The following is a 4,846-nucleotide window of genomic DNA, read 5'->3' as shown; positions in this document are numbered from 1 at the left end:
TAAAATCTATTATTCGGTATGATTTGTTTCTAAAAAAGAATGCGTCTATGATGAGCCCACTGGCGGCACCGGACGGGATGCCGCACGCGGGCGTCCCCGCGCAGCTGAGACGAAGGAGAGCAAAGTGACTGATATCGTGAGCGGCAAGCCGGACAGAATGGTGTCGGTGCGTACCGTGTTCGGCATCGATTCCGGCCTGATGGTGCCCGCCTTCAGCGAGCGCGACGACCACGTGCCGGACATCGACGAGGCCTATCGCTTCAATCCCGAGGTGACGCTCGCGATCCTCGCGGGCTTCACGCGCGACCGCCGGGTGATGGTGCAGGGCCTGCACGGCACCGGCAAATCGACCCACATCGAGCAGGTTGCCGCGCGCCTGAACTGGCCATGCGTGCGCGTGAATCTCGACGGCCATATCAGCCGGCTCGATCTCGTCGGCAAGGACGCCATCGTCGTGCGCGACGACCTGCAGGTGACCGAGTTCCAGGAAGGCATCGTGCCGTGGGCGCTGCAGCGCCCGGTCGCGCTGATCTTCGACGAATACGATGCCGGCCGGCCCGACGTGATGTTCGTGATCCAGCGCATCCTGGAACGCGACGGCAAGTTCACGCTGCTCGACCAGAATCGCGTGATCCATCCGCACCCCTATTTCCGCATGTTCGCGACGACCAACACCGTCGGCCTCGGCAACCTGAACGGCCTCTATCACGGCACGCAGGTGCTGAACCACGCGCAGATGGACCGCTGGAACGTGGTCGCGACGCTCAACTACCTGCCTCGCGCGGAGGAGGCGGGCATCGTGCTCGCGCGCGTGCCCGAACTCGCCGACGACGCCGGCCGCGCGCTCGTCGAATCGATGGTCAGCGTGGCGGAACTCACGCGCAAGGGCTTCGCCGCGGGCGATCTGTCGACGCTGATGTCGCCGCGCACGGTGATCAACTGGGCGGAGAACTGCCAGATCTTCCGCGACCCCGCGATGGCCTTTCGCCTGACCTTCCTCAACAAGTGCGATGAAGCGGAGCGGCCGGCTGTCGCGGAATATTTCCAGCGCTGCTTCGGCCGCGAGCTGGATGCCGGGCCGGAAGCGAGGACGGATGCCGAGGGCGAGCGCGCGCGCGAAAGCCACGCGCCGCAGGGCTGATGCCGGCCGAGCGCCAGGCGCTCCTGCTCGCCGAGGAGCGCGAGCGGCTTTGCGCGGCGGCGGTGCGCGCGCTCACGGGCGACGCCGCGCTGCATTATCGCGACGGCCGCCTGTGCCGCGGCCACCGGCCGCTGCCGCTCTACGCGCCGCATCTGCGCACCGACCGTTTCGCGGACGATTTCGCCTCACTGCGCGGCGCCGCCGACGGCGCGGCCCTGCATCTCATGCATTGCGACGCGGACCTGCACCGGCGCCTGATCCCCGCCGATCCGCTCGCGCGGCTCATGTTCGAACTGCTCGAGCAGCTGCGCTGCGAGACGCTGACGCCGCCCGGCATGCCGGGCGTCGTGGTGAACCTGCGGCAGCGCTTTACGGCGTGGTCGCGCGCCTTTCACCGCTCCGGCCTCGCCGACGGGCATCTCGGCATCCTGCTCTACACGGTCGCACAGATGGCGTGGTCGCGGCTCACGGGCGAGCCCGTTCTCGAAGAAACCGAAGGTTTGATCGAGGCGACGCGCGCGGCGATCGCGCCGGCGCTCGGCGTCTCGCTGGCGGGTCTGAGACGGCATCGGGACGATCAGGAAGCGTTCGCCGGGCACGCGCTCGAGATCGCGCGGCTCGTCTGCGAGATGATCCGCGCGATGCGGGCGGAGCAGCCGCCGGACGATGACGCAGACACCGGCGACGAAGAATCCGCGCGCGCGGCGTTTTCCCTGTGGCTCGGCTTCGACGACGACGAGCAAAAGGACATGGCCGTCGCCGCCACGGGCGCGAGCCGCGTGCTCGACGCGTCGGGCGGCGGCTATCGCATCTACACGACGCGCTACGACGAGGAGATCCGCCCCGCCACGCGCGTGCGCCGCGCGCTGCTCGCCGAATACCGCGAGAAACTCGACGCGCGCATTGCCGCGCAGGGCATCAACGTGAGCCGTCTCGCGCACGCGCTCAGGATCGCGCTCGCCAATCCCGAGCGCGATGGCTGGTCGTTCGGCGAGGAGCACGGCCGCATCGACGGGCGGCGTCTCGCGCAACTCGTGTCGTCGCCGAACGAGCGGCGTCTTTTCCGGCTCGAGCGCCGCACGCTCGTGGCGGACTGCGCGGTGAGTTTCCTGATCGACTGCTCGGGTTCGATGAAGGCGCATATCGAGCCGGTCGCGACGATGATCGACGTCCTCTCGCGCGCGCTCGATCAGGCGGGCGTGACGAGCGAGGTGCTCGGCTTCACGACGGCGGCGTGGAACGGCGGCCGGGCGCGGCTCGACTGGCTCGCGCGCGGCCGCCCGCGTCATCCGGGCCGGCTCAGCGAAGCGTCCCATCTCATCTTCAAGGACGCCGCGACGAGCTGGCGGCGCGCCCGCGGCGACATCGCCGCGCTCTTCAAGGCGGATCTCTTTCGCGAAGGCGTGGACGGCGAGGCGCTCGACTGGGCGTGCGCGCGGCTCGTCGCGCGTGCCGAGGCGCGGCGCATCCTGATCGTCGTCTCCGACGGCAGTCCGATGGACAGCGCGACCGCCCAGGCGAACGACCCGTTCTATCTCGACAATCATCTGAAGGACGTGGTCGCGCGCCACGAGGCCGCACGCGACGTGGAAGTGCTGGGCCTGGGCGTCGGGCTCGATCTCAGCCCGTACTACCGGCGCAGCCTCGCGCTCGACCTGTCGGCGCCGCCCGACATGGCGGTTTTCGGCGAGATCGTCGCCTGGATTGGCGGGCGCAGATAGAACGTCCAGGCTGCAAAGCCGCGCGGGACGCTACCGAACCCAGCCGATCACCGCGCTCACCGTCAGATAGCAGCCGATCAGCACCAGCACGCCGAATGCGATTCGCCGCGTCGTCACCCCCGACAGCGGCGGCGGGTAGCGTCGCGCGGCGACGGTCGCGAGCGCCACCACCGGCACGGCGAGGACGGCCTGCGTCCAGACCTCGCGGCCCAGTTGCCCGTGCCAGGCGCTAAAGAGCGTGCGGATCAGCGCGGTGGCGGCGAACAGGACGATCAGCGCGCAGCGGATCTGCACGAGCGACAGCGGCTGTCGATAGATCTGGAACACGAGAGGCGGGCCGGACACGCCGAACATGCCGCTCAGCAGCCCGCCGAAGACACCGCTCATGAAGAAGCTGCGGTCGCCGGAGCGCTGCGCGAGCGGAGCGGGGCGCAAGGCGGCACTGAGGCCGCCGTAGAGCACCACCGCGCCGAGCAGGAATTGCAGGATGCCCGAGGCGCGTCCGCTCAGATAGTCGAGCAGCAGCACGCCCGCGACCACCGAGGGCAAGAGGCCGAGCGTGGCAGCGCCGACGGCGCGCCAGTCGATGTGATGCAGCTTGCCGGGCAGGGCGACGGCGCTGTTCGCGAGCGTGACGAGGCTCACCAGTGCGGCGACGCTCGCCACGGGCGCGAGGTTCAGGCCGCTCGCCGTGCCAATCACGATCATGCCGAGCCCGAAGCCCGTGACCGTCTGGAAGTAGCTCGCGGCGCCCATCAGCGCGAGGAGCGCGAGCGCCTGCGCCACGCTCACGACGCGGGCGCGGCCGCTTGCGTGCGCAGCATGTCATGCGGCTCCGCGAGCGCCGGCGCAGCCTGCGCCTGCACGCTCGTCACGGCGATGACGTAGTAGATGTCGTCGGCGCTGCAGCCGCGCGAAAGGTCGTTCGCCGGCTTGCGCAGGCCCTGAAGGAGCGGCCCGATCGCCTTCGCCCCGCCGATGCGCTCCGCGAGCTTGTAGCCGATGTTGCCCGCTTCCAGGCTCGGGAAGATCAGCACGTTGGCGTGCCCTTCGACCTGCGAGTGCTCGACCTTGCGTCGCGCGATTTCCGAGACGATCGCCGCGTCGAGTTGCACGTCGCCGTCGATCGCGAGGCCCGGGCGCAGTGCCTTCACGCGCTCCGTCGCCGCGACGACCTTGTCGACGGCTGCGTGCCGCGCGCTGCCGCTCGTCGAGAACGAGAGCATCGCGACGCGCGGGTCGTCCATCAAGAGGCTTTTCGCGCTGTCGGCGGCGGCCATAGCGATTTCGGCGAGTTCGCCCGCGTCGGGTTCCACGACGAGCGCGCAGTCGGAAAAGATGAGGCCGCCCTTCATCGTGTGGAACGGCTCGCACAGCATCATCAGAAAGAAGCTCGACACGAGCTTGAACGCGGGCCGCACGCCAATGATCTGGATCGCGGCGCGCACGACGTCGGCGGTGGTGTTGACGGCGCCGGCCACCGAGCCGTCCGCGTGGCCGAGGCGCACCATCAGGTTGGCGAAGCACAACGGCTTCATCGCTTCTTTCTGCGCCTCGTCGCGGGTCATGCCCTTCCTGGCGCGCAGCGCGAAGAGTTCTTCCGCGCACGACGGCGCGAGCGGCGAGGTCGCCGGGTCGATCACGTCCATGCCGGCCAGTTCGATCTGCTCGCGCCCGGCGGCCTCGCGGATGCGCCCGGCATCGCCGACCAGCAGGATGCGGGCGATGCCCTCACGCGTGGCACGCTGCGCCGCCTGCAGAACGCGCGGGTCCTCCGGCTCGCACAGCACGATGCGCATGGGCGTCGCGCGGGCGTGCTCGATGATGCGGTTGATCGCTTTCATGGGATATCGGTAGCCGATGGAAAGTGGGAAATACGCAGGAAAGAACGCGGGAGGCCGGAAGCGGGTGGTTCGCTTCCGGCCGCTCCGGCCCCCGGCCGATCAAGCCTCGATCCGCTCAGACATAGTCCTTGTACTTGTCG

4 protein-coding genes are annotated in these 4,846 nt (G+C 69.2%); 2 read left to right on the top strand and 2 right to left on the bottom strand.

Features of this window, described 5'->3' with window-relative positions:
• The first annotated feature begins 124 nt into the window (after positions 1-124).
• Positions 125-1,141: an AAA family ATPase gene (locus tag BG61_RS37605; RefSeq protein ID WP_051673086.1), complete on the top strand. Its 1,017-nt coding sequence runs from the start codon at positions 125-127 to the stop codon at positions 1,139-1,141.
• Complete coding sequence (locus tag BG61_RS37600; RefSeq protein ID WP_035935839.1) at positions 1,141-2,862, top strand: cobaltochelatase CobT-related protein; 1,722 nt, start codon at positions 1,141-1,143, stop codon at positions 2,860-2,862. Before BG61_RS37605 ends, BG61_RS37600 begins: the two co-directional genes overlap by 1 nt.
• Before the next feature lie 30 nt (positions 2,863-2,892).
• On the opposite strand, the gene BG61_RS37595 is transcribed toward BG61_RS37600, so the two are convergent.
• Positions 2,893-3,618, bottom strand: a complete 726-nt coding sequence (locus BG61_RS37595) for a sulfite exporter TauE/SafE family protein (protein ID WP_051673087.1) — start codon at positions 3,616-3,618, stop codon at positions 2,893-2,895.
• A 32-nt stretch (positions 3,619-3,650) separates the two neighbouring features.
• Positions 3,651-4,706 carry a phosphate acetyltransferase gene (gene pta, locus BG61_RS37590; protein WP_035935842.1) on the bottom strand — a complete coding sequence of 352 codons (1,056 nt, stop codon included), beginning with the start codon at positions 4,704-4,706 and terminating at the stop codon, positions 3,651-3,653.
• Positions 4,707-4,846 lie beyond the last annotated feature (140 nt).

This window comes from Caballeronia glathei (genome assembly GCF_000698595.1).
Taxonomy (GTDB): domain Bacteria; phylum Pseudomonadota; class Gammaproteobacteria; order Burkholderiales; family Burkholderiaceae; genus Caballeronia; species Caballeronia glathei.
The sequence above is the reverse complement of the archived record's forward strand: the minus strand, read 5'-3'. Positions and strand labels throughout refer to the sequence as shown.